22 protein-coding genes and 1 pseudogene are annotated in these 22,761 nt (G+C 72.0%); 11 read left to right on the plus strand and 12 right to left on the minus strand.

Annotation, left to right across the window (positions count from 1 at the left end; all coding sequences use genetic code 11):
* The first annotated feature begins 1 nt into the window (after position 1).
* From AMK21_RS05320 to AMK21_RS05330, 3 genes are all read left to right on the plus strand, one after another.
* The gene (locus tag AMK21_RS05320; RefSeq protein ID WP_199863112.1) at positions 2-1,351 is read left to right on the plus strand and encodes an FAD-dependent oxidoreductase; all 1,350 of its coding nucleotides are present in this window, start codon (positions 2-4) and stop codon (positions 1,349-1,351) included.
* A 30-nt stretch (positions 1,352-1,381) separates the two neighbouring features.
* On the plus strand, positions 1,382-2,224 hold the full coding sequence (locus AMK21_RS05325) for an NAD(P)H-binding protein (RefSeq protein ID WP_073874692.1): 843 nt from the start codon (positions 1,382-1,384) through the stop codon (positions 2,222-2,224).
* A 213-nt stretch (positions 2,225-2,437) separates the two neighbouring features.
* The gene (locus AMK21_RS05330) at positions 2,438-2,872 is read left to right on the plus strand and encodes a YybH family protein (RefSeq protein WP_073874694.1); all 435 of its coding nucleotides are present in this window, start codon (positions 2,438-2,440) and stop codon (positions 2,870-2,872) included.
* 32 nt (positions 2,873-2,904) lie between these two features.
* Here the strand turns inward: AMK21_RS05330 and AMK21_RS05335 are convergent, their stop codons facing one another.
* The gene (locus tag AMK21_RS05335) at positions 2,905-3,906 is read right to left on the minus strand and encodes a helix-turn-helix domain-containing protein (protein WP_073874696.1); all 1,002 of its coding nucleotides are present in this window, start codon (positions 3,904-3,906) and stop codon (positions 2,905-2,907) included.
* Between the two features lie 138 nt (positions 3,907-4,044).
* Here AMK21_RS05335 and AMK21_RS05340 point away from each other — a divergent pair, with 138 nt between their 5' ends.
* The 3 genes from AMK21_RS05340 to AMK21_RS05350 all read left to right on the plus strand — a co-directional run bounded on the left by AMK21_RS05340 (position 4,045) and on the right by AMK21_RS05350 (position 8,022).
* Entirely contained in the window at positions 4,045-4,938 is an 894-nt protein-coding gene (locus tag AMK21_RS05340; RefSeq protein ID WP_073874698.1) for an NAD(P)-dependent oxidoreductase, read from the plus strand.
* Between the two features lie 268 nt (positions 4,939-5,206).
* Positions 5,207-6,727: a flavin monoamine oxidase family protein gene (locus AMK21_RS05345; protein WP_199863113.1), complete on the plus strand. Its 1,521-nt coding sequence runs from the start codon at positions 5,207-5,209 to the stop codon at positions 6,725-6,727.
* A 107-nt stretch (positions 6,728-6,834) separates the two neighbouring features.
* Positions 6,835-8,022, plus strand: coding sequence for a cytochrome P450 (locus AMK21_RS05350; protein ID WP_073874700.1), 1,188 nt, complete (start codon positions 6,835-6,837; stop codon positions 8,020-8,022).
* Here the strand turns inward: AMK21_RS05350 and AMK21_RS05355 are convergent.
* The 5 genes from AMK21_RS05355 to AMK21_RS05375 all read right to left on the minus strand — a co-directional run bounded on the left by AMK21_RS05355 (position 8,002) and on the right by AMK21_RS05375 (position 13,730).
* Positions 8,002-10,389 carry a BTAD domain-containing putative transcriptional regulator gene (locus tag AMK21_RS05355; protein WP_234421837.1) on the minus strand — a complete coding sequence of 796 codons (2,388 nt, stop codon included), beginning with the start codon at positions 10,387-10,389 and terminating at the stop codon, positions 8,002-8,004. The two genes, AMK21_RS05350 and AMK21_RS05355, sit on opposite strands and share 21 nt — an antisense overlap.
* A gap of 232 nt (positions 10,390-10,621) precedes the next feature.
* A complete protein-coding gene (locus tag AMK21_RS05360; RefSeq protein WP_251073962.1) occupies positions 10,622-11,422 on the minus strand; it encodes a thioesterase II family protein in 801 nt (266 codons plus the stop codon).
* Between the two features lie 530 nt (positions 11,423-11,952).
* The gene (locus tag AMK21_RS05365) at positions 11,953-12,612 is read right to left on the minus strand and encodes a DUF5063 domain-containing protein (RefSeq protein WP_073874704.1); all 660 of its coding nucleotides are present in this window, start codon (positions 12,610-12,612) and stop codon (positions 11,953-11,955) included.
* A gap of 83 nt (positions 12,613-12,695) precedes the next feature.
* Entirely contained in the window at positions 12,696-13,295 is a 600-nt protein-coding gene (gene recR / locus AMK21_RS05370; protein WP_030565138.1) for a recombination mediator RecR, read from the minus strand.
* Between the two features lie 93 nt (positions 13,296-13,388).
* Positions 13,389-13,730, minus strand: coding sequence for a YbaB/EbfC family nucleoid-associated protein (locus AMK21_RS05375; RefSeq protein ID WP_073874706.1), 342 nt, complete (start codon positions 13,728-13,730; stop codon positions 13,389-13,391).
* A gap of 309 nt (positions 13,731-14,039) precedes the next feature.
* Between AMK21_RS05375 and AMK21_RS05380 the strand changes: the two genes are divergently transcribed.
* Positions 14,040-14,921 carry an SLATT domain-containing protein gene (locus AMK21_RS05380; protein WP_073874708.1) on the plus strand — a complete coding sequence of 294 codons (882 nt, stop codon included), beginning with the start codon at positions 14,040-14,042 and terminating at the stop codon, positions 14,919-14,921.
* 15 nt (positions 14,922-14,936) lie between these two features.
* Here AMK21_RS05380 and AMK21_RS05385 read toward each other — a convergent pair whose 3' ends face one another.
* The 3 genes from AMK21_RS05385 to AMK21_RS05395 form a co-directional block, all read right to left on the minus strand.
* Positions 14,937-15,587 (minus strand): hypothetical protein, encoded by a 651-nt coding sequence (locus tag AMK21_RS05385; RefSeq protein ID WP_073874710.1) that lies wholly within the window; start codon positions 15,585-15,587, stop codon positions 14,937-14,939.
* An 80-nt stretch (positions 15,588-15,667) separates the two neighbouring features.
* The gene (locus AMK21_RS05390) at positions 15,668-16,360 is read right to left on the minus strand and encodes a GntR family transcriptional regulator (protein ID WP_073874712.1); all 693 of its coding nucleotides are present in this window, start codon (positions 16,358-16,360) and stop codon (positions 15,668-15,670) included.
* A gap of 119 nt (positions 16,361-16,479) precedes the next feature.
* A complete protein-coding gene (locus AMK21_RS05395; protein ID WP_073874714.1) occupies positions 16,480-17,853 on the minus strand; it encodes an aspartate aminotransferase family protein in 1,374 nt (457 codons plus the stop codon).
* Positions 17,854-18,021: 168 nt separating this feature from the next.
* Between AMK21_RS05395 and AMK21_RS05400 the strand changes: the two genes are divergently transcribed.
* From AMK21_RS05400 to AMK21_RS05410, 3 genes are all read left to right on the plus strand, one after another.
* A complete protein-coding gene (locus AMK21_RS05400; protein WP_073874716.1) occupies positions 18,022-18,624 on the plus strand; it encodes a DJ-1/PfpI family protein in 603 nt (200 codons plus the stop codon).
* Positions 18,617-19,141: a MarR family winged helix-turn-helix transcriptional regulator gene (locus AMK21_RS05405; RefSeq protein ID WP_234421839.1), complete on the plus strand. Its 525-nt coding sequence runs from the start codon at positions 18,617-18,619 to the stop codon at positions 19,139-19,141. Before AMK21_RS05400 ends, AMK21_RS05405 begins: the two co-directional genes overlap by 8 nt.
* A gap of 79 nt (positions 19,142-19,220) precedes the next feature.
* On the plus strand, positions 19,221-20,231 hold the full coding sequence (locus AMK21_RS05410) for a protein kinase domain-containing protein (protein ID WP_234421840.1): 1,011 nt from the start codon (positions 19,221-19,223) through the stop codon (positions 20,229-20,231).
* On the opposite strand, the gene AMK21_RS05415 is transcribed toward AMK21_RS05410, so the two are convergent.
* Both AMK21_RS05415 and AMK21_RS34120 read right to left on the minus strand, forming a co-directional pair.
* Entirely contained in the window at positions 20,213-21,511 is a 1,299-nt protein-coding gene (locus AMK21_RS05415) for an MFS transporter (RefSeq protein WP_079181080.1), read from the minus strand. The genes AMK21_RS05410 and AMK21_RS05415 overlap by 19 nt on opposite strands.
* Before the next feature lie 295 nt (positions 21,512-21,806).
* Complete coding sequence (locus AMK21_RS34120; RefSeq protein WP_234421841.1) at positions 21,807-22,073, minus strand: hypothetical protein; 267 nt, start codon at positions 22,071-22,073, stop codon at positions 21,807-21,809.
* Positions 22,074-22,151: 78 nt separating this feature from the next.
* On the opposite strand from AMK21_RS34120, the pseudogene AMK21_RS35775 reads away from it, so the two are divergent.
* Positions 22,152-22,324, plus strand: a pseudogene (locus tag AMK21_RS35775) (GNAT family N-acetyltransferase); the annotation flags it as partial.
* Here the strand turns inward: AMK21_RS35775 and AMK21_RS05430 are convergent.
* Positions 22,281-22,703, minus strand: a complete 423-nt coding sequence (locus tag AMK21_RS05430; protein ID WP_073874720.1) for a hypothetical protein — start codon at positions 22,701-22,703, stop codon at positions 22,281-22,283. The pseudogene AMK21_RS35775 and the gene AMK21_RS05430 overlap by 44 nt on opposite strands.
* Positions 22,704-22,761 lie beyond the last annotated feature (58 nt).

The following is a 22,761-nucleotide window of genomic DNA, read 5'->3' on the forward strand; positions in this document are numbered from 1 at the left end:
CGTGGGCATAGCTGACCACAACCGCGCCGTCGTGCTGGGGGCGAGCATGGCCGGTCTGCTGGCCGCCCGTGTCCTGGCCGACTCCTACACCGAAGTGCTGGTGGTGGAGCGCGACGGCCTGGAGGACCTGGCCGGCCCGGACGGATCGGCGGAGACGAGGCGGGGCGTACCGCAGGGACGCCATGTGCACGCCCTGCTGGCCCGGGGCCGGCACATCCTGGAGGAGCTGTTCCCCGGCTTCACCGAGGAGCTCGTCGCCGGAGGCGCCATCACCGGTGACGTCACCGGCAACGTCCGGTGGATCATGGACGGCCACCGGATGCCGAAGCCCCATTCGGACATGCTGCTGCTGTCGATGAGCCGGCCCTTCCTGGAGCAGCGGGTCCGGGCGCGGGTGCGGAGCCTGCCGAACGTGCGCTTCCTGGAGCGGCACGACGTCACCGGCCTGCTGACGGCCGACGGCGGCAAGGCGGTCGTCGGGGTGAGTGTCACCGAGGACGGCGCGGAGAGCACCCTGTCGGCCGATCTGGTGGTCGACGCCGGCGGCCGGCGCTCGCGCACCCCGGCCTGGCTCAAGGAGCTGGGCTACGCCGAGGTGCCCGAGGACCAGATGGCCATCTCCGTCGGATACGCGACGCAGTACTACCGGCTGCCGGACGGGGTGATGCCCGACGAGATCTCCATCGACGTGGTGGCCTCCCCGGAGCTGCCCCGCGGCGCGATCTGCGCGAAGATCGACGGGGACCGTACGGTGGTGACGGCCTACGGCTACCTGGGGGACTACCCGCCCAGCACCTCCGCCGGGTTCCTGGACTTCCTCAAGTCGCTGTCGGGGACGGACATCCACGACGCGGTCCGGGACCACCAGCCGCTGGGCGACCCCGTCGCCTACCGCTTCCCGGCCAACCTGCGCCGGCGCTACGAGCTGCTGCCCGCGCTGCCGGACGGGCTGCTCGTCCTCGGCGACGCGGTGTGCAGCTTCAACCCGGTCTACGGGCAGGGCATGACCGTCGCCGCGCTCGGGGCGACCGTACTGCGCGATCATGTGACGGGTGATCAAGCACCGGATTCCCACGCGTACTTCGCCGATCTCGCCGCCCGTGCGGTGGACGACGTCTGGGAGATGACGACCGGCGCCGACCTCGCTTTCCCCGGAGTCGAGGGCGACCGCACGGAGGAGTGGCAGGCTGAGCAGGGTTACGTAGCCGATCTCCTCACGGCGGCGACGCGGGACCACTCCCTCCTGACGGCGTACGCACGGGTCGTGTTCCTCGTCGACCCGCCCTCCGCGCTCGCGGCCCCGGAGATCCAGGAAGCCGTACGCGCCGCCCTGGCGCAGACCGGCCGATGACAGCACCACTCCCACGTAAGGACAGCTGAGATGAGCGAAGCACCCGTTCTCGTACTGGGCGGCACCGGCAAGACGGGCCGCCGAGTGGCGCGCCGACTCACCGAGAAGGGACGGGCGGTCAAGGTCGCCTCCCGCTCCGGCGGCCAGCGCTTCGACTGGCACGACCGCGACACCTGGGCGGATGCCGTCGCGGGTGTCGAGGCGGTCTACGTGGTGGACGAGCAGGGCGCGAACGCGGCCGCGCTGCTGGCCGACTTCACCTCTCTGGCGGTGGGCGCGGGGGTCACGCGCCTGGTCATGCTCTCCGCCCGGACCCTGGAGGAGTCCCCGCAGGAAGATGAGGTGTTCACCGCCGAGCGCGTGGTGCGCGGGTCCGGCGTCGCCTGGACCATCCTGCGCCCGACGTGGTTCGCGCAGAACTTCAGCGAGGACGGCCTCTTCCGCGACGAGGTCGCGCGCGGAGAGCTGCTGCTGCCGGACTGGAAGGGGCTTGAGCCCTTCGTCGACGCCGAGGACATCGCGGCCGTCGCGGTGGCGGCCCTGACCGAGGAGGGCCACGACGGGGAGATCTACGCACTCTCCGGCCCCCGGCTGATGACCTTCGAGGAGTGCGCCGAGGAGATCTCGAAGGCGGCCGGGCGCGAGATCCGCCGCGTGGCGGTGACCCGCGAGGAGTACGCGCTGCACCTCGTCGAGCGGGGTTACCCGCGGGGCTTCGCGGACTTCCTCAACACGCTCCTCGACGTCGTCCGGGACGGCGGGGCGGCCCACCTCTCCGACGGGGTGCAGCGGGCGCTCGGCCGCGAGCCGCGCGACTTCTCCCACTACGCCGCCGAGACCGTGTGGACCCCCGCGGCGGGCGCCACCGGCTGACCGTCGACGACCGGCCGGGCCGCCGGTCACCGTGCGGTCCGCGCACGGTAACCGGCGGCTCTGCGCCGCAGGCCACCAGGGTGGCCGGGGGCGGAGACCCAGCGGTTGCCGGGCCGTGTCGGGCAGCCCGTAGCGTCAGTCCGGCCGCCGCGTTCTGCGGGCTGCGGCGCACGGCGAAGTCCATCCGAACGAAGAGAAACGGAGCGGTTCACCATGGCCAGCGCATCCCAGAACACCAGCTTTCTGACCGACGACATCGAGCAGCACCAGGAGTTGTTCGGCCAGGCCTTCAACTCCGGTGACGCGGCCGCCGTCAACTCCATGTACGCCGATGACGCGGTCGGCGTGTGGGAGCCGGGCTTGCCGCTGACCGGGCAGGCCCGCCGCGACTACGTCACCGACTTCATGTCCCGGCGGCCCTCCGTCGAGGCGACGGTGCTGCAGACCCTGGTGACCGGTGACACCGCCATGCTGATCGTCGAGTGGTCCATGGAGACCACCGACAAGGACGGCAAGCCCGAGCACCTGGAGGGCACCGCCGTGGACGTGCTCCGGCGCGACGAGAACGGCCACTGGCGCTACCTGGTGGACAACCCGTACGGCGCCAGCGGCCCGCACACCGCCGAAGAGGCGGCCGCGCAGGCCTAGCCGGCGCCCGCCGCGGAGCCCGCCAGGGGGGTTCAGGCGCCGCGGCGGGCCGCGGGGATCGCCCCGAAGGACTGCCGGTAGTCGGTGGGGGTGACCCCGACGTGGAGGGTGAAGTGCCGCCGCATGTTCGCCGCGGTGCCGAGGCCGCTGTGCTCGCTGATCCGCTCGATCGGCAGGTCCGTGGTCTCCAGCAGGGCCTGGGCCCGGGAGAGGCGCTGGTTGAGGAGCCACTTCAACGGCGTCATCCCGGTGGCGGCCTGGAGCCGGCGGAAGAACGTCCGGGTGCTCATCCCGGCCCGCCGCGCCATGCCGTCCACGGTGAGGGCCTGGTCGAGGTGGTGCGCGGCCCACTCCATCACCGGGCCGAGGCTGTCGTCCTCGGTGGCGGGGACGGACAGGGCCACGAACTGCGCCTGGCCGCCCGGCCGGTGACCGGACACCACCAGGCGGCGGGCCAGCTGGTTGGCCACATGGGCTCCGAGGTCGCGGCGGACGAGGTGCAGGCACAGGTCGAGTCCGGCGCTCATGCCGGCACTGGTCAGCACCTGGCCCTCGTCGACGTAGAGCACCGAGCCGTCGACCTCGGCCTTCGGGTAACGCTCGGCCAGGTCCGCCGTGTTCGTCCAGTGCGCCGTGGCCCGGAGCCCGTCGAGCAGTCCTGCCTCGGCGAGCGCGAAGGCCCCGGTGCACAGGGAGACCACCCGTGCCCCGCGGGCGGCCGCCGTGCGCAGGGCGTCGATGAACTCGGCCGGAAGCCGCTCGCCCCGGGAGACCACGGCGTCGGGGACGGAGGGCACGATCACCGTGTCCGCCTCGACGAGTTCGTCCATGCCGTAGGGGGTACGTACGGAGAATCCCTTCGCATCGGCGTCGGGGCTCTGGTTCACCGCGCATAACCGCAGGTCGTACCAGGGGTCGTGGAGATCCAGGTGACCATCGCCGAACACCGCGTAGGCGATGGCCGTCTCATAGACCTCGCATGCCTGCATATCCGTGTCGTTGATCAACGCCAGCGCAACAGAGCCAGGATTCATGCCGCGAGTGTACGGCAGGAATTTTGCGACATCAGTCAGTTCTGCCACTGTCCGCCTCGTCGAGGCAATGCGATGGTGCAGGAGCAACAGGTCGGACATCGTCGCGATGCAGACCAAGAAAATTGACGGGAGCACACAATGTCGAACACCAATGCAGCCCAATCACCGGTGTCGGTCATCGGACTGGGGCTGATGGGCCAGGCATTGGCCGCCGCATTCCTCAAGGCGGGTCACGCCACCACCGTGTGGAACCGCACGGCCTCCAAGGCCGATGAGCTCGTCGCCTCGGGCGCCACCCTCGCCGGCTCGGTCGAGAGCGCCGTCAAGGCGAGCCCGCTGGTGATCGTCTGCGTCTCGGACTACGCCGCCGTGCACGAGCTGCTCGACCCGCTGGAGGAGGCCCTCAAGGGCCGGGTCCTGGTGAACCTCACCACGGGCACCTCGACGCAGGCCCGCGAGACGGCCGAGTGGGCGGCACGACGCGACGGCCTGTACCTCGACGGCGCGATCATGGCCATCCCGCCGGACATCGCCACGGACTCCGCCGTCCTTCTCTACAGCGGCCCGAAGGCCGTCTTCGAGCAGCACGAGGCGACGCTGCGGAAGCTGGGCCCGGCGGGCACCATCTACCTCGACGAGGACCACGGCCTGTCGGCGCTGTACGACATGTCGCTGCTCGGCATCATGTGGGGCATCCTCAACGGCTTCCTGCACGGCGCCGCCCTGCTCGGCACCGCCAAGGTGAAGGCCACCACCTTCGCCCCGCTGGCCAACACGATGATCAACGTGGTCACCGAGTACGTGACCGCCTACGCGCCCCAGATCGACGACGGCTCCTACCCGGCCGACGACGCCACCATGACCGTCCACCAGGAGGCCATGGAGCACCTCGCCGAGGAGAGCGAGACCCTCGGCATCAACTCCGAGCTGCCCCGCTTCCTCAAGGCGCTGGCCGACCGCTCGGTGGCCGACGGCCACGCCGGCAGCAGCTACGCCGCGCTGATCGAGCAGTTCCGCAAGCCCTCCGCCTGAGGCTTTTGGCGAGATCTCATTCCGGGGCACGGCCGATTCTCGGCCGTGCCCCGTTCCGCGTTCCCGCTGGAACGGGAGGGACGGGAACAGGAATCTCACATTTCCCTCCCCACGGAGGCTCTCTCCGATCACCGGTCCGGTGACCAAACCTGGACCGCGGGAATTACCCACATGTGACTGAAAATCGACGCCCCTCGGCTACGTTGAGCCCGCGCTTTCCGGACACGGCATTGCCTTGCCCGAGCCCGGCGAAACACCGAGGAGAAACATGAGCACACCCACGGACCGCGGTCCGATATCCACCACCGTGAACGCGGCCGAAACCGGTCGTGGCAAAACGCGCCCGACCCGGCGCACCCTGCTGAAGGTGGCCGGAGCCGCCACACTCGCCTCCGCGGCGAGCGTCTCCGTGGCACATGCGACGCCGAAGGGCGCCCGGCGCGATTTCGACGTCATCATCGTGGGAGCCGGCCTGGCCGGCGTCACCGCCGCCCGTGAGCTGCGGAAGAAGGGCAAGCGCGTCCTCCTGCTGGAGGCGCGCGACCGCATCGGCGGCCGGACCTGGACGGACACCTGGCGCGGCAGCCAGATCGAGCGCGGCGGCACCTGGGTCGACCAGCTGCAGCCGCACATCTGGCGGGAGCTGGTCCGCTACCGAATACCGATCGTCGCCGACTCCGGCGTGGAGCGGGCCATCCTCCCGACCCTCACCGGCTTCCAGGAGTACGACCCGGTCGAGGCGTACACGCGCCAGAGCGAGCTCTTCACCCCCTTCTTCGACGGGTCCCGGGACCACTTCCCCAGCCCGTACGAGCCCTTCGCCCGCGAGGACCTGGTGAAGCCGCTCGACCGCTTCTCCCTGCGGGACCGGCTCGACCAGCTCGACTACGCGCCGGAGGACGAGATCCGGCTCACCAGCACCACCTCGCTCTACGGCGGGTCCAGCACCCGCGGGGCGTTCACCCACCTCTCGCAGTGGTGGGCGCTCTCCGGCTGGAACTTCGACGGCTTCCACGGAGTGAACACCTACCGTCCGCAGCACGGCACGATCGCCCTGCTCCGGGCCATCCTCAAGGACGCGGCACCCACGCTGCGCCTCAACTCCCCGGTCGACTCGGTCGTCCAGAGCAAGGGCCGCGTCCAGGTCACCACCCGCTCGGGCGAGCGGTTCTCCGCGCCCGAGGTCATCATGGCCGTCCCGGTCAACGTGTGGAAGACCATCCAGTTCAGCCCGCCCCTGCCCAAGGCCCACAAGGCGGCCTCCACCTCGGGCATCGGCGTACCGCACGAGAAGAAGCTCTGGCTCGACCTGAAGCGCCCCGCGGACACGTTCGTCGCGGAGGCACCGGAGGGCTACCCGATCTGCATCATGGGCCGCCTCAACGAAGGCGACCACGTCGTCGCCTTCAGCGTGAAGGACACCTTCGACGTCAACCAGCACCACCAGGTCGAGAACGCCGTCAGCCAGATCGTCCCCGACGCCGAGCTGCTCGGCTACACCGCGACCGACTGGCACGCCGACGAGTTCGCCCTCGGCGTCGGCGCGTTCCGCCAGCCCTTCCAGCTGACGCGGCTCCACCGCGAGATCCAGCAGCCGCACGGGAACGTGAAGTTCGCCGGCGCCGACATCGCCGACGGCTGGAGCGGCTACATGGACGGGGCCGTGGAGTCGGGGCTGCGCATCGCCGGCTCGCCCACCCTGACCGGCCCGCTGCCCGCCGCGGTCGCCAACTCCCTCGGCGCGCCCCCGGTCGACCGCCGGGCCTACCGCCCTCTCCGGGGGCTCTGACCCGGCCCCGGGGCCGTCCGCGAGGGCGGCCCCGGGTGCCAGGGGTCTGGCAATCCCGCGCGGCCCCGCCCGCCCATTCCGTACGACGAAGGTGAAGACGCAGGATCATGACCATCATCTCGGACGCCACAGCGCAGGACCCGACCGAGGAGCTGTTCTCCTGGTTCCGCACGAAGCTCGACACCACTCCGGTGTACCGGGACGAGGAGAAGGGCTGGCAGGTCTTCGGCTACGACGACATCGCCCGGATCCTGGCCGACACCACCACCTTCTCCTCCGACACCGCCCGCTCCTTCAACCCCCCGCAGCCCGACCTCGACTTCTTCGACATGGGCAACCTGGTCACCACCGACCCGCCCCGCCACCGCCAGCTGCGCTCGCTGATCAACTCGGGGTTCACGCCCCGCGCCGTGGCCGGGCTGACCCCGATGATCGAACGGATCACCCACACGCTGCTCGACGCCGTCGACGGCGCGGACCGGTTCGACCTGATCGACTCGGTGGCGTACGCGCTGCCGATCACCGTCATATGCGAGCTGCTCGGGCTGCCGATGGAGGACGAGCCGCTCTTCCGCGTCTGGGGCGAGGCCCTCGGCACAGTGGACGCCGCCACCGTGCCGCCGGACCAGCTGCGAGACGAAGTGGCCCCCGCCGTACGGGACATGAACGCCTACCTGATGGACCAGGTGCGCCGCAGGCGCAAGCAGCCCACCGACGACGTGATCAGCAAGCTCGCCAACGCGGAGGTCGACGGCAGGCATCTGGAGGACGGCGAGATCGTCGGTATCACCGGCCTGACCATGTTCGCCGGCCACGCGACCACCATGGCGCTGATCGCCAACGCGGTGCTGCTCTTCGACCGCCACCCGGAAGCGGGCGCCGCCGTGCGCGCCGACCGCTCCCTGCTGCGCAACGCCGCCGAGGAGGTGCTGCGCCTGCGCCCGCCGTTCCCGCGGCTGGCCCGGGTCGTCACGGCCGACACCGAGATCGGCGGCCACGCGATCGCCGCCGGCGAGCTGGTGACGCCGTGGATCGGCGCGGGGAACCGGGACGCCTCCCGCTTCCCCGACCCCGACCGGTTCGACATCCACCGCCACACCGGCAGCAGCCTGGTCTTCGGCCAGGGCATCCACTTCTGCCTCGGCGCCCCGCTGGCCCGCCTGGAGGGCCGGATCGCGCTGGACATCCTGATGGACCGCTACGCGGACATCGCGGTGGACGCCAACGAGCCGGTGGAGTTCGAGAACCCGTGGCAGCTGATCACGCCGAAGCGGCTACCCGTACGCGTGTCCTGACAGCCGCGGGGTGCACTCCGGGGCGGCGGCCGGCAGGCCACCGCCGCCGGAGCATCTCTCGTAGCGCAGGGACGCCGACCCGGACGCCAGGATCCGGCGCAACTGGTGGCGCCGGGCGTCCGGTTCCCGGCCCCCGCTCTCCAGAAGGGCCTCCAGGAGCCCGCCGACGGAGTTCTTCACCCCGCCCTCGGTCGTGGACATCAGGAACTCCAGCAGCCGGTCGATGGCGGCGTCGGAGATCGGCTCCAGGGTGATGGTGAGACGGTTCAGACTGCCCTCGCCCCACTCCGGCCGCCTCTTGAGCAGCTCCGGCCCGGCGGTGACGATCACGAAGAGGGGCAAGCCCGCCTGGGAGGCCGTCAGGTTCTCGACGAAGTCCACCAACGCCTGATCGGCCCAGTGCAGGTCCTCGAAGACCAGCACGAGCGGCGTGCTCGCCGCCACCGCCCCCAGGAACTCCCGGGATGCCGTGAGCATTTCGTCCGGCGGAGCCTGTGCCGCGGCCGGGTCGACGAGCGGGGCCAGGCAGGACAGCATCCAGTGGCAGTCCTCCTCCGGCGCCTTCAACCGCCTTACGGTGGAGGTGAGTTTGGCCGTCATCGTCTCGACCATGTCCCCCTGGAGGATTCCGCAGCAGGCCAGCAGGAGGTCGTGCAGGGCCTCCAGGGGATGCGCGCCGCCGCCGGGCCGGACCCGCCCCACCACCAGCCGTACCGCGTCCGCGTTGGCCGCGACCCGCCGCTCGAACTCCATGACGAACCGCGTCTTGCCGACGCCCGGCTCACCCAGCACGGTGATCAGGTGCGGCGTCGCCTGGTGCCGGCTGCGCTGGAGAAGCCCGCGCAGCACGTCCAGGTCGTACTCGCGGTCGATCACCGGTACGGCGTGCAGGGCGGTGTACTCCTGGCGGAACCCGCCGACCGTCCACCCGGAGGACGGGGTGCCGTGCTGGTAGGTGATGGCGAATCCGGTCGACCGGCGCGTGTTGTCGCAGACCCGTATCTCGCCGGCCCGGGTGTCGGAGAGCAGGGTGTGGCACTCGTCCAGCAACGCCCCGTTGACCGTCGGCGGCAGGCCGCTGCGGTCCGGCTGGTAGCGCACGAGCGCCTCGCCCGTGGCCACCGCGACCTGCACGGACACCCCTCGGGTGCGGCCGCCGTCCGGCTCCCCGGGGTCGGCGATCCGGGTCAGCTGGTCCCGGATGGTCAGCGCGGCGTGCACGGCCCGCTCCGCGTCGTCGTCGCCGGCCTCGGGGACACCGAACAGCACCAGGGAGATCGGCCCGATGGACGCCGCGACCGTACCTCCGAGGCATTCGACCTCGCCCCGGATGGTCGCGGCCACCTGCTCCACCGCCTCGTCCATCCGCTGGGGGTCGACGCCCGCCGCGTCGGGCATCAGCTGGACCCGGGCGATCAGGACGCTGACCTCCTTGCGCTCGGCGACCATGGTCCGTGGCACCGGCCGGGAGGCCGGTTCGTCGTCCACCCGCTCGGGCCGCGTCTGAGGCCCCACGCGGCACTCCGCCTCCGGCGGCGGTCCCGAGGCGATCTCGGCGGGCGGCGGCGCGGCGGGCCCGGCCGCCGCCCGAGCGGGTTCCGGAGGAGCGCACGTCATCCGCACCTCTATCTGTTCGCGGATGCCGACGGGTATCAGCGCCGGGTCGTGCGTCAGGACCGCCTGCTGCAGTGCCTGCAGGGCGTGCCCGGGTTCGAGACCGAGCCGCTCGGCCATGGCGGCGCGCGCACCGGCGTAGACGTCGAGCGCGTCCGTCTGTCGCCCGGACCGGTACAGCGCGAGCATGAGCTGGCCCAGCAGCCGCTCCCGCAGCACCTCCGTGGCGACCGTCTTCTCCAGCTCGGCCAGGACGCGGTGGTGGTGGCCGCATGCCAGCTCCGCTTCGAAGAAGTCCTCCAGGGCGTCGAGCCGCGCGTTCTGCACGGAGGCCAGCTCGGGCCAGTCGATACCGGTCTCGACCAGGTCGGCCAGGACCGGCCCCCGCCACAGGGCCAGCGCCTCACGCAGCAGGACGGCCGCGGCCCGGGGCGCTCCCGCCGCCAGCTCCGCGTGCCCGCACTGGGCCAGCCGCCGGAAGTGGTACAGGTCGATCTGGTCGGGCTCGGCACAGAGCATGTAGCCGGGCGCCTGGCTCCGAAGCCTCACACCCGTGAACTCCCCGTCGCCCAGCGGCAGGGCTCTGCGCAGCCGCCACACGGAGTTCTGGAGGATCTTGCGCGCCGACTGCGGCGCCCGGCCGGCCGGCCACAGCGCGTCGATCAGCTGGCTGCTGGCCACCACCCGGTTGGCGTGCATCATCAGGAACCCCAGGGTGGCGCGCTGCCGCGTTCCTCCCAGTCCCACGGGCACGCCCCCTCCATCCACTTCCAGCGGGCCCAGCATCCGGAACAGCATGTACATCCCCCGTAATTCGACGTCGGTTTGCGGATCGTCGGGAACCGCGGAATTCGACCGGCGGGCTCGCCGAGAACAAGCCCCGTTTCCGAACACAAGACGTTCACTCGGCGGATTCGGGATGTCCGGGTGGTGTTGTATTCCGTTACCCCCGGATACCGTGACGGGTGAACGCCGAGCTGGGTGATCAGCCGCGGGTGGCCGTGACGCTGCCGCGGATCAGGTCGGCGAGTTCCTCGACCCGGCTGCCCAGGTAGAAGTGGCCGCCCTCGAACACCCGCAGGCGGAAATCGCCCGAGGTGTGCCCCTGCCACGCCTCGACCTCCCGGACGGGTGCCTCCGGGTCGCCGTCGGCCGCGAGGGCCAGCACCGGACAGGACAGCGGCCTCCCCGGCGTCCCCCGGTAGGTGGCCAGGGCCCCGTAGTCGCCACGCAGCGCGGGCAGGACCAGCTCCCGCAGTTCGGGGTCGTCGAGGAAGGCGGCGTCGGTTCCGCCGAGCGCCCGCACCCTCGCGACCAGGGCCGCGTCGTCCCCTACCCAGCCCCAGCCCGGCTCGGGCGCGCTCGGGGCCCGCCGGGCGGACACGATGAGCAGGTCGGGGCCGCCGCCAGGGGTACGGGAGAGCCGTGCGGCCACCTCGTACGCCAGGGACGCGCCCATGCTGTGCCCGAGCAGCACCCGGGGCCGGTCTCCGGAGCCGCCCAGCACCCCGGCGATCAGATCGGCCAGCCGGTGCAGGTCCGCCACGGCCGGCTCCCGGTAGCGGTCCTGGCGGCCCGGGTACTGGACGGCCAGGACGTCCGCGTCATCGGCGAGCTCCACGGCCAGCCCTCGCCAGTACGCGGCGGAGCCGCCGGCGTGCGGAAAACAGACCAGTTCGAACGGCGCACCGGCCCTCGCGGCCCCCCGTGTATCGGTGCCGAATTTCCGGAACCAGAGATTCCGTTCGCTACTTGCCACTTTCGGACCGCCCTGACGAATCGTCATGCTTCGATGCCCCGCATGCAGACTTTGGAAAGCAACCGCGCACCTCTCACATCACTGTCGAGTGGGCGCGCGGATCCACGCAACCAAGAAAGGGTGCAGACTGAGCCAATGGCCGGTATTGACCAGCATCACGGCCAAAAACGCATGCTTGCCATCGCATTGTTGACCACTATGTTTCGGCCGCCGTGCGCGTGCGGCCGGACACCGGTCACCTCGGCCGATCCGGAGCGACAGCGGTGAACAGGGGCCCGTCGCGGGGAGTCCGTCAGCCGATGAAGGATTCCGGCCAACTCCTGTCGGCCGCGGGGACAACGCCCGCCGCCGAGCAGTGGACGCGCCGGTGTCCGATACGTGTCACCAGCCACCACTTCTCGGCCAGGGGCCGCGCCCCGCCCGCGGCAGCACAGCACGACGCAGCCGGCCCCACGACTGAACTCGCCGTGGGACCGGCTGCGAAAGCGGGCGGACGTCCTCGTTCCGGGCGGCTGCCTCACCGGCTTCCGGGCGGCTGCCTCACCGGCTCGGGCCGGCTACTTCACCGGCCGCAGCCCCAGCGGGCCCGCGATCTCGTGGAGCATCACGCGGCCCGCCTCCTCCGCCAGGTCGTCCTCGCCCGGGTCCTGGTCGGTGTCCAGGCCGTCCAGCTCCTCCAGGGGCTGGCCGAGGCGGATGTGGGCGACCAGGGACTGGAGGGCGCGGAGGGTGGCGGAGGCGGTGGAGCCCCAGTTGGAGAAGTACGAGAACTGCCACCACCACAGCGCCTCGGCCGTGCGCTCCGCCTCGTAGTGCGCGAGGCCGTGGCCGAGGTCGGTGACCAGGTCGGCGAGGTCGTCGGAGATGCGGTGCGGGACCGGGGCCTTGCGGGGCTCGTACGGGTCGAAGACCTCGGAGTAGACGTCGATCGGCTCCAGGAGGGCCGCGAACCGCTCGCGCAGGCCGTCCGCGTCCGGCTCCGGGCCGAGGTCGGGCTCGTACCGCTCGTCGGGGAGGACGTCCTCGTGCGCGCCGAGGCGACCGCCCGCGAGCAGGAGCTGCGAGACCTGGAGGAGCAGGACCGGGACGGCCTCTTCCGGCTCGTCGACCTTGGAGACCTCGGTGACCGCGACGATGAACGTCTTGATCTGGTCCGCGATCTGGACGGCGAAGTCGCCCGGGTCCTGCGTGACGGAGTTCAGCGTGGCGTCAGACATCGGGGGGACCTCCCGTGGGCACGGTCACAGACGGTGAAGCAGACGGCAGTACGGGCGAGGGCCGGGGACGCGTGGCCGTGGTCTCAGACATCCAGCAGCCGCCTCCCCTCGAACGCGCGGCCCAGCGTGACCTCGTCGGCGTACTCCAGGTCGCCGCCGACCGGCAGGCCGCTGGCCAGCCGGGTCACCCTGAGGCCCATCGGCTTGACCATCCGCGCCAGGTACGTCGCGGTGGCCTCGCCCTCCAGGTTGGGATCGGTCGCCAGGATCAGCTCCGTGATGGAGCCGTCCGCGAGCCGGGCGAGCAGCTCACGGATGCGCAGGTCGTCCGGGCCGACGCCCTCGATGGGGCTGATCGCCCCGCCCAGGACGTGGTAGCGGCCCCGGAACTCGCGCGTCCGCTCGATCGCCACGACATCCTTGGGCTCCTCCACCACGCAGATGACGCTCCGGTCGCGGCGCGGATCGCGGCAGATCCCGCACTCCTCCTGCTGGGCGACATTGCCGCACACGGCGCAGAACCGGACCTTGTCCTTGACCTCCAGGAGGGCGTGGGCGAGGCGGCGTACGTCGGTGGGCTCGGCCTGCAGGATGTGGAAGGCGATCCGCTGCGCGCTCTTGGGACCGACGCCGGGCAGCCTGCCCAGTTCGTCGATGAGGTCCTGAACAACGCCTTCGTACAACGGAACGCCTTTCTTTGCTTCCTGCTCCGTACCGTAGTGGGTACGGGTCGGTACCAGTAGGCCTCCGGCGTCAGCTCCCGCAGGCCCGGCCCGTCAGAACGGCAGGCCCGGGATCGAGCCGCCGCCCAGGCCCTGCGCCAGCGGGCCGAGCTTCTCCTGCTGGAGCGCCTGCGCGTTCTCGTTGGCCGCCTGGACGGCCGCCACCACGAGGTCGGCGAGCGTCTCGGTGTCCTCCGGGTCCACGGCCTTGGGGTCGATCACCAGGGCCCGCAGCTCGCCGGAGCCGGTGACGGTGGCCTTCACGAGGCCTCCGCCCGCCTGTCCGTCGACCTCGGTCCTCGCCAGCTCCTCCTGGGCCGCGGCGAGGTCCTGCTGCATCTTCTGGGCCTGCTGGAGCAGCTGCTGCATATCGGGCTGGCCACCACCGGGAATCACGGTCACTCCTGGCATTTCGACGACAAATGTTTCGGTAAGCCGAGCCTACGTGCTCCTCGGTCACCGCGCTTCACCCACCCGGGACCAACTCTTTCGGGTGAGTTTCGTCAACCGTCGCGAAGGCTCCTATACCTGACCAGCGGCCCTGCGCAGGCGGGAATCCCGCGATCTCGACTCCGCAGACCACCATTCGGCGGTAGGAAGGGCATGCACATCGGTACACATGCGCGCATGTGTGGTGACGCAGAGTTACCCGCGAGGAAGCCCCGAGCGTCCGTTCCGTCCGTCAGAGTGCGAAGGAGTGCCCCGGTGAGTCAGCCGGAGATGCAGCCCGAGGGGCCGCCCCGCAAGGAGTCCGACGCGGGTTCCGGTGAGAGCGGAGCTGAGTGTTCCGCTTCTGGCTCCCGCGCCGGTGGAGCCGGCGCGCAGGATGGATCGGGGGGCGGCGGGGCCGGGAACGGCGGCGCCCGTCCCGGTGGGGCCTGGGGCGGTGGCTCCGGGGCCGGCGGGCGCGACCTGACCGGGCGGCCCTTCCCCCTCGGGGACTGGGGCGAGCCCGCCGAGCGGCTCGACGGGCTCTACCGCTGGGTCGAGTCCGGCGCCCTCGCGACGGCGGACTGGTATCTCCACGACCGCGCGTGGAAGCGCCGGGGGGCGCGGGCCCTGCGGCTGGGCACCGCCGCCGGGGCCGTCGCGGGGGCCGCGCTGCCCCTGCTCGACCTGACCGGGACGCTGAGCGGGTCCGCCGGGTGGGGGTACCTCTCGCTGCTGCTGGGCGCCGCCTGCATGGGCTGCGACCGGTACTTCGGGCTCACCTCCGGCTGGATAAGGAACCTCGCCACGGCGCAGGCCGTGCAGCGGCGGCTCCAGGTGCTCCAGTTCGACTGGGCGTCGGAGTGCGTACGGGAGATGCTCGGCCCGTCCGAGGGGACGGCCAGTGAGGCGGCCGAGCGGTGCCTGGGGGTGCTGCGGCGGTTCTCCGAGGACATCACGGAGCTCGTGCGCTCCGAGACGGCGGACTGGATGGTGGAGTTCCGGGCGGGGCCCGCGCCCATGGGGACGCAGGCGCTGGTGTCGGGCAGTGCGGGTGGCCGGGCCGAGCCCGGTGGGCTGCCGGGCCGGTTCTCCATGCCGTCCGTCGCCGCCCGGCCGAACATGCCCCGGCAGCGGCCTCCGGAGGCGCCGCGCTAGGGGGTGTCCGGTGGCTCAGCTGAAGATGATCATCGAGCCCTGCGCCAGCGACCGTGTGGCCGCCGCGTGCAGCCCCAGCCAGACGTGGCGCTCCCTGGCGAAGGGACTGTCGTCGTAGGGGACCGCGGTCGCCGGTTCCTCCAGGGCCGTGGGGCCCGGCGGCGGCTGAGGGGCGGCCGGGGGGTTGGCCGGGTCGATGCCGATGGACGGGGCAACGTACTCCAGCTCCCGCAGCAGGCCGTGTGCGGAGCCCAGGGGGCCGCCGCCCTCCAGCAGCGCGTCGTCGGAGAGCGGGTGCGGGAAGTCGACCGGGACGTACGCCCCGGCGTGGTCGTAGTGCCAGACCAGGTGCGACTGCTGGGCGGTCTGCTCGAACATCTCCAGCAGCTGCTCGTAGTCGCCGCCGAGTCCCTCGACCGGGGTGACGGCCAGACCGCTCAGCTGGAGCAGGTAGGCGCGGCGCAGGAAGTGCAGGGCGTCGTAGTCGAAGCCCGCGACCGGGGCCACGTCCCCGTTGAGGCCCGGCATGTAGGCGAAGACGGGGACGGGCGGCAGCCCCGCGTCGTTCAGCGCCCGGTCGTAGACGGCGATCTCTTCGGCGAACGGGTTGTCGGGGCTGTGGCACAGCACATCGACGAGGGGGACGAGCCACAGGTCACAGGCCACGAAGTCTCGCTCTCCATCGGGTTCGGCGATCGTCGGACCAGCGTAATGCGAGGTGAACCCCACGCACAGTGCGTGGGTTCCTACTCTTCCGGGCGCTCCCGTGCCTGCTGGGCCTCCAAGTGATCCGCCCAGGCCAGCGCGTGGGCGTAGTACGCCTGCATCACCGCCAGCACCTCGCCGCGGTCGCCGCCCGCGATGGCCTCGACCAGCTCCTCGTGCCCGAACCACAGAACGTGCTCGTCCGCGTGCTCGCCGCGCAGCCGGTGGACGGCGAACGCCCAGGCCTGGACGCGGAGTTTGGCGAGGAAGGCGGTGATGTACGGGTTGAGGACGAAGGCCCCGAGCTCCCGCCAGAAGCGGAGGTCGTACCCGATCAGTACGTCGAGATCGCCGCCCTTCGCCGCGCGGACGGCCTCCGAGGCCCGGCGCCGGATCGGGGCGAGCGCCTCGGGCCGGACGGCCACCTGGTCGGCGGGGCTGCGGAAGATGCCCTCGACGACGAGGGAGCGGGCCTCCACCATCGCCCGGTAGTCCGCGATCGTGAACTCGTGGACCTGGAAGCCGCGGTGCTGGTCCGAGGCGAGCAACCCCTGCGCGGAGAGGTCGAAGAGCGCCTCGCGGACGGGCGTCGCGGAGACGCCGTACTGTTCCGCGATCTGCTTGACGGTGAACTCCCGGCCCGGCCGCAGTCGCCCGGCCAGCACTTCGTCGCGCAGCGCGTCGGCGATCTGCTGGCGCAGCGTACTGCGGGTCACACCTCCGCTCGGCCCCATGGGCGGCCCTTCCCGTTCGTCGGCCGTCTTTCGGCTCGGGTCACCTTAAGCCAGCCGCCCGCCGTGCCCGATTTCGGGCAGGGCGGGCGGGGATGGGATGCGTGAGAGTGCTCGGGCGCTTACACCGTGTGCTCGTCGGCCACCGCGAGCGCGATGTCCAACGCCGCGAGGCCCTCCTCGGCCTCGGCCTCGGTGACGTTGCAGGCGGGGACGGCGTGGGTACGGTTCATGTTGATGAACGGCCACAGCCCCTGCTTCTTCGCCGCCGCCCCGAAAGCCGCCATCGGGGCGTTGGCCTCGCCCGACGCGTTGTACGGGACGAGCGGCTCGCGGGTCTCGCGGTTGCGGACCAGGTCCAACGCCCAGAACGCGCCGAGGCCGCGCACCTCGCCGACCGAGGGGTGGCGCTCGGCGAGTTCGCGCAGGCCGGGCCCGAGGACACGCTCGCCGATCCGGGCCGCGTTCTCGATGACCTTCTCGTCCTCCATCACACCGATGGTGGCGACGGCGGCCGCGCAGGCCAGCGGGTGGCCGGAGTAGGTGAGGCCGCCGGGGTAGGGGCGGGTCTCGAAGGTCGCGGCGATCTCCGCGCTGATGGCGACGCCGCCGAGCGGTACGTAACCGGAGTTGACGCCCTTCGCGAAGGTCAGCAGGTCCGGCACGACGTCGAAGTGGTCCGCCGCGAACCAGGCGCCCGTGCGGCCGAACCCGGCCATGACCTCGTCGAGCACGAAGACGATCCCGTACCGGTCGCAGATCTCGCGGACGCCCGCGAGGTAGCCCGGCGGCGGGGTCATGATGCCGGCCGTGCCCGGGATGGTCTCCAGGATGATCGCGGCGATGGTGGACGGCCCCTCGAAGGCGAGCGTGTCCTCCAGGTGCTGGAGCGCGCGGGCGCACTCCTCGGCCTCGGTCTCGGCGTAGAACGCCGAGCGGTAGAGGAACGGCGCCCAGAAGCGCACGACGCCGGCCGAGCCGTTGTCGGAGGGCCAGCGGCGCGGGTCGCCGGTGAGGTTGATCGCGGTGGAGGTGGCGCCGTGGTACGAGCGGTAGGCGGAGAGCACCTTCGTACGGCCGGTGTGCAGCCGGGCCATGCGGATGGCGTTCTCGACGGCCTCGGCCCCGCCGTTGGTGAAGAAGATCTTGTCCAGGTCGCCCGGGGTGCGCTCGGCGATGAGGCGTGCGGCCTCGGAGCGCGCCTCGACGGCGAACGCGGGCGCGAAGGTGGCGAGTTTGCCCGCCTGCTCCTGGATCGCCGCGACCACGGTGGGGTGCTGGTAGCCGATGTTCGTGTAGACGAGACCGCTGGTGAAGTCGAGGTAGCGGTTGCCGTCGTAGTCCCAGAAGTAGGACCCCTCGGCGCCGGCGACGGCGAGCGGGTCGATGAGGCCCTGGGCGGACCAGGAGTGGAACACGTGCGCGCGGTCCGCGGCCTTCACGGCCGCACCGGCCGCGGGGTCGGCGTACGGGGCATGAGGGGCATGAGGGGTCATGCGGGGAGCGTAGGCGCTGGTGGGGGCCACCCTCCATGGCCATGTTGTACGGCGTGGGGCGCGGGGTTCGGCAGGGTGTCGGGTCCAGGACCCCAAGGACCCCTTCATCCTCATTGACAGCACACTGTCGACATGACAGGCTTCTGTCATCTACTTCGGGAGGCTGCCATGACCGGCACCAGTTCTGTGGTTCATCTCGCCGTGTACGACACCCTCGCCGACTGGGAGACCGGGTACACGACCGCCTTCCTCGCGCAGAACGGCTACACCGTGCGGACCATGGGGCCCGAGCGGGAGTCCGTCACCACCATGGGCGGGCTGCGCGTCCAGCCCGACCTGGCGCTGGCCGAGCTGCGGCCCGAGGACAGTGCGCTGCTCGTCCTCCCCGGGGCCGGGCTCTGGGACGCGGGCGACGATCTGGCCCCGTTCGCCCGTACGGCACGCGCCTTCCTCGACGCGGGGACGCCGGTCGCGGCGATCTGCGGGGCGACGGCGGGGCTGGCCCGCGAGGGGCTCCTCGACGACCGGGCGCACACGAGCGCGGTCTCCTTCTACCTGGCGGCGACGGGGTACGGCGGTGGCGCGCGGTACGTGGACGCCGACGCGGTGACGGACCGCGGGCTGATCACGGCCGGGCCGACGGAGCCGGTGGCGCTGGCGCGGGAGGTGTTCGGGCTGCTGGGGGTGTACGGACCGGAGGAGCTGGACGCCTGGTACCGGCTGTTCCACGACTCGGACACCGGCGCGTATGAGGTGCTGGAGGGTGCGTGAGCGCGCGGAGGACGTGGGGGAAGTGGAGGAAGTCCCTTCCCAGCAGGAGCTGTTGAGCCGGGCCGCGCTGACGGTGTTCCGGCTGAACGGCCAGTTCCTCGGCGTGGCCGAGGAGTTGGCCAAGCCAGGCGGGCTGACGGCGGCGTGGTGGCAGGTGCTGGGGGCGGTGCTGCCTGAGCCGTTGCCGGTGGCGGGGGTCGCGCGGACGATGGGGATCACCCGGCAGAGCGTGCAGCGGATCGCGGACCTGCTGGTGGGGCGGGGCCTCGCGGAGTACGTCGAGAACCCGGCCCACCGCCGAGCGAAGCTGCTCCGCCCGACGGCCGCGGGCCGGGACGCGATAGCGCGGATCACCCCGTCCCACGCGCAGTTCGCCGCCCGCCTGGCGGCGGAACTGGGGCCGGAGGGATTCGCGGAGGCGGTGGGGGTGCTGGAGCGGTTGTCGGGGGCGGTGGAGTCAGCGACGTCCCCTTCCGGCCCGCCGGGGGCGGGCGGCTCCAGCCCGTCCGGCGTTTGAGGACGGAACCCTCGGGGTGGGGGGCCGCACCTGAACACCCCGCTCCCCGGAGCACCGCCCATGCCCGCGCACCCGACCCGTGCACTCCCCGGTTCCGTCGTCAAACGCCGGACGGGCTGAGGGGAGCGCGGGCGGAACCAGGGGCGCGACAGGCGTGTCGTGGAGGGCGGGGCCCGTGACGGCGGCGCCCCCGCCCCGCCGGGGCTATTCTCGTGCGGGCCGCACGGGAGGAAGCGCACATGGACAAGCTCGGCCCCGACGACCCGCACCGCATAGGCGCGCACCGCCTCCTCGGCCGCCTGGGAGAAGGCGGCATGGGCCAGGTCTTCCTCGCCCGCTCCGCTCCGTCCAGCTCCTCGGCTCCGGCCTCGCCCACGCCCTCCAGCACATCCACCGCGCCGGGCTCATCCACCGCGACCTGAAGCCCTCCAACGTGCTGCTCACCATCGACGGCCCCCGGGTCATCGACTTCGGCATCGCCCGCGCCCTGGAGTCCCTGGCCGACGGTGACCTGACCCGCCCGGGCGCGATGATCGGCTCGCCGGGGTTCATGGCCCCGGAGCAGGTGCGCGGCGAGCGCGTGACGACGGCGTGCGATGTGTTCTGCCTGGGCTCCGTGCTCGCGTACGCGGCGACCGGCCGCCTCCCCTTCGGCGCGGCCGAGAGCGGCGGGGCGCACGCCCTGATGTTCCGGATCACCCAGGAGGACCCGGACCTGACCGGCGTCCCGGCGGAGCTGGCCGGGGTCGTCCGGGAGACCTGGTCCGCCTCCATCCCCGGCGACCGGGGCGCGTCCACCCGGAAGCTGACCATCCGCCAGGGCGACGTCGGCGACCAGGTCCTCTCCCTCACCGCCGAAGGCCCCCTGGCGCTGGGCGCCACGTACCACTGCGAGTTCACCGCTCCCCTGGCCGCCCGCCCCGGCGACGGCGAACCGGTCCTCATCGGCCCCTCCACCGTCTCCGTGGGCCGCCCGGCCGCCTCCTGCTCGCCCGGGAAGGCCACCGAGTTGACCCTCCTGCCGGACGGCACCCTGCGCCGGGCGACGACCGGGTCGGGCGAGAGCCTGATCTACACCAGGTCGGACTGAGCCGAAGTCCCTTCGGCCGAGGAGGCCGACGAAGACGGCGAAGGCGACGAGGGTGACGAAGGCGAGGCCGCCGCGTCCGTACGCCGCACCGCCGGCCGCAACGCCCCCGCGACCAGCGCCGCAGCCGCCAGCAGCACCAACACCACGATCATGGCCAGCCGCAGGCCCACATGGTCGGCCAGGAACCCCAGCGCGGGCGGCCCGACCAGGAACGCCACGTAGCCCGCCGTCGCGACGGCCCCGACCCGGGCCGCGGCGTCCTTCTCACCCTCGCCCGCCGCCGAGATCGCGACCGGGAAGCCGAGCGAGGCGCCGAGGCCCCACAGCACGACCGCCGCACCGGCCAGCAGCGCGCTGGACGAGAAGATCACCAGCGCCACCCCCACCGTCGCCACGACCGCGCTCGCCCGGACCACGGCCGCCGGGCCGAACCGCACCAGCAGCGGCCCGCCCGCGAACCGGCCCGTCGTCATCGCGACGGCGAACAGCATGAACGTCAGCGAACCCGCCGTCGCACTCGTCCCGTGACCGTCCACCATGAGCAGCGGCAGCCAGTCGTTGGCGGAGCCCTCCGCGAACGCCATGGCCAGCACGATCAGTCCGATCAGCACCAGCCGCCGGTCGCTCCACACGGCCAGCTGCGCCCGCAGGCCCCCGGTCCGCTCCCCGTCACCGGCCTCCGCCTCCTCGCGCCCGGTACCCGACGGGACGGCGCGTACGGTCCACAGCCCGGCCACCGCGGCGGCGACGGCGATCGCCGTCAGGTGCCAGCCGACCGGGAACGCCACCGCCGTCAGCGCCATCCCCAGCAACGCGCCGAAGACCGTGCCGAGGCTGAAGCAGCCGTGCAGCAGCGGCAGGACCGGCCGCCCCGCGGCCCGCTCCACGGCGGCACCCTCGATGTTGAACGCCACCTCCGCGAGCCCCATCCCGGCCCCGAACAGGGCCAGTCCGGCGAAGACCCCGCCGGACACCTCCAGGGCCGTGCCCCCGGCGATCACCAGCAGCCCGGCGACGAACAGCCCGGCCCCGACGGCGATCACCGGCCGGCCGCCGTACTTGCGCACGAGACCGCCGGAGACGAGCACACCCGCCATCGAGCCGACCGAGAGACCGAACAGCACCAGACCCATGGAGCCCGTGGAGGCGTCCAGCGCGTCCCGCACGGCGGGGGTCCTGGCGACCCAGGACGCCAGGCTCACCCCGGCGGCGAACATGAAGAGGAAGAGCGCGGCGCGCCAGCGTCGGGTGGGTGCGTCCATGACCGGCAGGTCCTTCATGAGAGCAGCGCCTCTGCTTACAGATGGGGGACGGGGAAACGGATATGCGCCTGAAGCGTACGGTCGCGCGCGGAGGCGCCACAGGGCCTTTCGCCTTCTGCGTCCGGGCTGCGACCAGGCGGTTACCGCCGACTCCGGGACCGGGTGCCGGCCCTTGCGCTCCCGTGGTGGAGCCGGGGCGGATGTTCACCGGCGACGCCCCCCACGGCCCCCGCTGGCAACCGCTCGCCCATGCCTCTTGGTGCCCGCCGCACGCATCAGGCGGGTGATCGCCGGATTACCACGCCCGGGCCGGTCACCGATCGCCTCCGAGGAGGTCGTTGAGTTCGTCGGCGCAGTCCGTGCGGTCGCGGGAGAACACCAGGATTGCGCCTTCTCCCTTGCTGTCGCTCCTGGCTACGTGCATCCGGCCTTCGATCCCCGCGATGTACTCGCGGCACTCGGCCTCGATGCGTCTCTCGGGCGGCGCCTCCGGCGCCGACGCGGCCTGAAGCCCGGCGGTCGCGGCAAGGCCGGCCACGCAGAGTACCGCCCATGTGAGCAACCAGGCGCGGCGGCTCATCCGACGTGGATTCGGCATTCAGGCAGCCTATGAGCACGACGTCAGCACGCCCAGGGAGCCGCCGAAAAGGGAGACCTTCTCGACGCGCTCCACGCCCGAGGCGTTCCGGCCGCCCACCTCTCTCCATGGCCACGAGCAACACCCCGGCCCGCGCCTTCTACGACCGCGTCGGCTTCCACGAGATCGCCGTCCCCGATCCGGGGTTCGTCACCTATCTCGGCCGGGGTACAGCAGCGACTCCGCCGCGTTGATCAGGATCAGCGTGTGGACGAAGCGCCCCGGGCCCGTCGGCGGATACCGCCACGACAGCGGCCACGTCCGGCCCTCCAGAGCCGGGACGGGCACGTAACTCACACGGCTCCTCGTCGAGTTCAGGATCGTCACCTCGCGCGGCCAGCACCGGTGCGCGGTCGAGCCCGGCGGTACGAGGAAGTACACCCCGCGCCGCCCGTTCGCCTCCGTCACCACAGGGCCCGGTTCGCCCCCGACGAGCTCCTCCATGAGGTCGGCCAGCCGACGCCCTGTCTCGCCGTCCACGCGGACCGCGTCGAATTGCACGCCCGCCTTGCGGAGTTGGAATCCCGAGTCCGGGACCCACTCGATATCGCGCTCACCATTCAGTGCATTCACAGGGCGATTGTGACCGCGATCACCTAGCGTTCTCTACGACTGGCGAGGAGCGTCGCAT

The sequence above is a fragment of the Streptomyces sp. CB00316 genome, from assembly GCF_001905595.1.
GTDB lineage: Bacteria > Actinomycetota > Actinomycetes > Streptomycetales > Streptomycetaceae > Streptomyces.

What these genes read in the sequence shown, in the direction of transcription:
- AMK21_RS05325 (WP_073874692.1), top strand. Translation starts at nt 1,382, where the DNA reads ATGAGCGAAGCACCCGTTCTCGTACTGGGCGGCACCGGCAAGACGGGC.
- AMK21_RS05330 (WP_073874694.1), top strand. Translation starts at nt 2,438, where the DNA reads ATGGCCAGCGCATCCCAGAACACCAGCTTTCTGACCGACGACATCGAG.
- AMK21_RS05335 (WP_073874696.1), bottom strand. Translation starts at nt 3,906, where the DNA reads ATGAATCCTGGCTCTGTTGCGCTGGCGTTGATCAACGACACGGATATG.
- AMK21_RS05340 (WP_073874698.1), top strand. Translation starts at nt 4,045, where the DNA reads ATGTCGAACACCAATGCAGCCCAATCACCGGTGTCGGTCATCGGACTG.
- AMK21_RS05345 (WP_199863113.1), top strand. Translation starts at nt 5,207, where the DNA reads ATGAGCACACCCACGGACCGCGGTCCGATATCCACCACCGTGAACGCG.
- AMK21_RS05350 (WP_073874700.1), top strand. Translation starts at nt 6,835, where the DNA reads ATGACCATCATCTCGGACGCCACAGCGCAGGACCCGACCGAGGAGCTG.
- AMK21_RS05360 (WP_251073962.1), bottom strand. Translation starts at nt 11,422, where the DNA reads ATGACGATTCGTCAGGGCGGTCCGAAAGTGGCAAGTAGCGAACGGAAT.
- AMK21_RS05365 (WP_073874704.1), bottom strand. Translation starts at nt 12,612, where the DNA reads ATGTCTGACGCCACGCTGAACTCCGTCACGCAGGACCCGGGCGACTTC.
- AMK21_RS05390 (WP_073874712.1), bottom strand. Translation starts at nt 16,360, where the DNA reads ATGGGGCCGAGCGGAGGTGTGACCCGCAGTACGCTGCGCCAGCAGATC.
- AMK21_RS05395 (WP_073874714.1), bottom strand. Translation starts at nt 17,853, where the DNA reads ATGACCCCTCATGCCCCTCATGCCCCGTACGCCGACCCCGCGGCCGGT.
- AMK21_RS05400 (WP_073874716.1), top strand. Translation starts at nt 18,022, where the DNA reads ATGACCGGCACCAGTTCTGTGGTTCATCTCGCCGTGTACGACACCCTC.
- AMK21_RS05415 (WP_079181080.1), bottom strand. Translation starts at nt 21,511, where the DNA reads ATGAAGGACCTGCCGGTCATGGACGCACCCACCCGACGCTGGCGCGCC.
- AMK21_RS34120 (WP_234421841.1), bottom strand. Translation starts at nt 22,073, where the DNA reads ATGAGCCGCCGCGCCTGGTTGCTCACATGGGCGGTACTCTGCGTGGCC.